The sequence below is a fragment of the Microvirga flavescens genome, from assembly GCF_003290125.1.
Lineage (GTDB): Bacteria > Pseudomonadota > Alphaproteobacteria > Rhizobiales > Beijerinckiaceae > Microvirga > Microvirga flavescens.
Window position 1 is genome coordinate 1 of the sequence record NZ_QMKH01000018.1, and the last position, 3589, is coordinate 3589.

General features: G+C 59.6%; 1 protein-coding gene and 1 pseudogene. Both read left to right on the forward strand.

The window, feature by feature from the left end:
* Window positions 1-479, forward strand: a pseudogene (locus DQW91_RS17285) (hypothetical protein); the annotation flags it as partial.
* 476 nt (window positions 480-955) lie between these two features.
* On the forward strand, window positions 956-3589 hold a 2634-nt coding region (locus DQW91_RS17290), incomplete at its 3' end, for a cadherin domain-containing protein (RefSeq protein ID WP_198411898.1).

Here is a 3589-nt window from a genome sequence, read left to right on the forward strand (position 1 = left end):
ACGACTGGCTCGCCGGGCGGGACGGCAACGACCAGCTCAATGGCGGCGACGGCGACGACACGCTTTCGGGCGGCTATGGCAATGACGTCCTGACGGGCGGCAAGGGCAAGGACATCTTCGTCTTCGACGGCAAGCTGGGCACGGCCAAGACGGACCGCAAGGTCAACTTCGACACGATCAAGGACTACAGCGTCAAGGACGACTCGATCTGGCTCGACAACGCGCTCTTCAGCAAGAACAAGACGCTCTCCAAAGCCATCCAGAAGGCGACCGAGAACAAGCCCGTCAAGCTCGCCAAGAAGTTCTTCAGCCTGGACACGGCCAAGGACAAGGACGATTTCTTCATCTACGACACGAAGAAGCGCGTGCTGATCTACGATGAGGACGGCTCGGGTTCAAAGCAGGGCATCGAGATCGCCACCTTCTCCAAGAACAAGGCCCTGACAAAGTTCTCCTACACGGAACTGTTCTTCGTCTAAGCCCCTCTATGAATCCAAAACCCCTGGCCGCTCCCGCAGCCAGGGTTTTTTCGTTCACGGACACCGCTCAAGCTTCAGGGACCTCACCGTCCCCCCACCTGCTTCACCGTCTCCACCAGCTGACGCAGGCTGAAGGGCTTGGGCAGGAAGTTGAATTCCTCCCCTTCGGGGAGGTTTCACAGGGACAAATGGATGAAACGTAGTGATCGCTTTTCGGCCCCGAGCGATCACAGAAGAGACTTGGTCTTTGAGCAAGGCTCGAAGTATTTGACAACGAAATAACGTATCGTTACGCAACAAGTAGGCTGGCTATTTACCTGTGGCTATCTGAGGCCACCCTTGTTTGGAGACGCATCATGGCCCCGCAAATCGTGAAGGTTGGTTCGGAGACCGTGCCTAGTAACGCCCCTGGAAGCTCTAAAAGCGATCCCAGTGTCGCGTTCCTGGAGGATGGAGGCTGGATCGTCACATGGAGAATGGTTAGTCCTTTCTCTCCCGGCCAGACCGATATCTACCACCAACGTTACGCGGCGGATGGAACCAGAGTAGATGCACCAACGAGAATCAGTTTCTCGGGCGAAAATGACCTCTCTCCAAATGTCACAGGTCTGAGCGGCGGCGGGTGGGTCGTCGCATGGCACGCCATGGGCCCTGAGGGCACCTACGATATCTATCAGGCGCGTTACAACGCGGATGGAAGCCTCCGCACACTAGGCCGAGTACATACCTCCTATGCCGGCGATCAGAGGACACCCAGCGTCACAGCCCTGGCAGACGGCGGTTGGGTCGTTACGTGGAAAGATGACCGTACAATTACACAGAAAGTCTATAACGCTGACGGAAGCGTAAGGGCCGAAAATTTTGTCACGGCCTTTGCGAGCACTGAGTACCCCCAGGCTCCCAACGTCACGACGCTCTCGGACGGCGGCTGGATCGTCACTTGGCAGAGACAGCTAGCAGACGGAAGCTACGATATTTACCAGCAAGCGTATAATGCCAATGCAAGCAAAAGAGGGGAGCAGACCCTCGTCAATACCACTCTTTCCGGAGATCAGCTTGATCCCAATGTAACTTCGCTCTCAGACGGAGGTTGGATCGTCACATGGGGAAGCAAGGATGCAAGCGACAACGCGAGCATTTTCCAACAAATCTTCAACGCCGATGGCAGCAAGCAAGGCGATGAGATCCTGGTCAACACCTCAAGCCATGCGAACCAGAGCCTCCCGGAGATAACGGCGCTGGCAGGCGGCGGTTGGGTCGTGACATGGGTATCTTACTCAGCCACCTTTGGCGACCCAGTCATATACCAGCAGGCCTTCAACGCCGACGGCAGCAAGGCCGGGGCCGAGACTCGGCTGACGAATTTGTCCTCCCAATCCGCTTCCGATCCGAGCGTGACTGCCTTGCCCGATGGGTCCTGGGTGGTCACATGGGCGGAAGCAGGCGGCATCATGCAGCAGCGCTTCCGGCTCAACAACGACCCTACGGATGTCCTGATCGACGGCGGCGGGGCCGTGACCGTTTCCGAGGGTCTGGAACCGGGGTCGGAGATCGGCACACTCTCGGCCCTCGATCCGGACAGTTCTCCCCTCGAAGCGCACACCTATCAACTGGTCGATGCCGCGGGCAATCCGATCGACCATGCCCTGTTCGAGATCGCCGGAGGCAAGCTCAAGCTCAAGGCGACGGCTCACCTCGATTACGAGGACGCCGCTCAACGCACCCAGACGGTTTACATCAAGGTCACGGACGCGGGAGGCGCGACGTACCGAGGCAGCATCACCGTTAACTTGAGCGATGCGAACGAGGCCGATCCCACCAACATCCGGCTCGACGGAGAGACCCGCGTCGCCATCTCCGAGATGCTTGCCGTCGGAGAGATCGTCGGCACGCTCTCCGCCACCGATGCCGATACGCAGCAGACGATCAGCTACGTCTTCGTCGACGGAAGAGGAGACGTCATCGACAACGACTTCTTCTATATCGAGGACAACAAGATCAAGCTGAAGGCGGCGCTCGACTACGAGACCGTGAGCCATCGCCTGCACACCCTGCTCGTCAAGGCGATCGATTCCGGCTCGCCTGCCCGCTCCAGCGTGCAGGAGATCACCATCGATCTCACCGACGCCAACGAGGCCGATCCCACGAATATCAGGGTTGGCGGCGTGACCGCTCTGAGCGCCACCGAGAATGTGAGCGACGAGCGAGATTTCGGCGTGATCACCGCAACGGACGCGGACCCCGACCAGACCATCACAGGTTACGTTCTGCTCAACAGTGACGGATCGGCAGTGGATGCGGGCTTCCCGCTCGAGATCGTGACCGGCAGGACCGCCGGCACATTCCATCTCAAGCTGAAGGCCGGCGCCAGCTTCGATCACGAAGCCTACCCAGGCGGCGTTTTCACCTTCAAGATTCAGGCCATGGATTCAGGCACGCCCGTGCGCTACGGCGTGCAGGAGATCACCATCGCCATCGCCGATGTCGAAGAGGCTCCGAGCAACCTTCACATCCTTGGCGGCACGATCAGCGAGCTGGCCGCAACGGGCGACGAGGTCGGCGTATTCTCCGCGACCACCGATCCCGGTGATTTCCTCACCTATCGCCTGGTGGAGGATCGGTCCGGAGCCTTCGCGATCGAGAACAACAGGCTCGTCGTGAAGAACGGCTTCCGGCTCGACTACGAGCGGGCAACGACCCACCAGATCAAGGTCGAAGCCAAGGATCTGGCGGGGCATACCGTCGAGCAGGTCTTCACGATCAATGTCAGCGACGTCGCGACCGAGATCACCTCCGGCTCGGAGGAAGCCGACACCATCTTCGGCGGCAGGAACAACGATCGGCTCGGCGGCGGCGCAGGTAACGACTGGCTCGCCGGGCGGGACGGCAACGACCAGCTCAATGGCGGCGACGGCGACGACACGCTTTCGGGCGGCTATGGCAATGACGTCCTGACGGGCGGCAAGGGCAAGGACATCTTCGTCTTCGACGGCAAGCTGGGCACGGCCAAGACGGACCGCAAGGTCAACTTCGACACGATCAAGGACTACAGCGTCAAGGACGACTCGATCTGGCTCGACAACGCGCTCTTCAGCAAGAACAAGACGCTC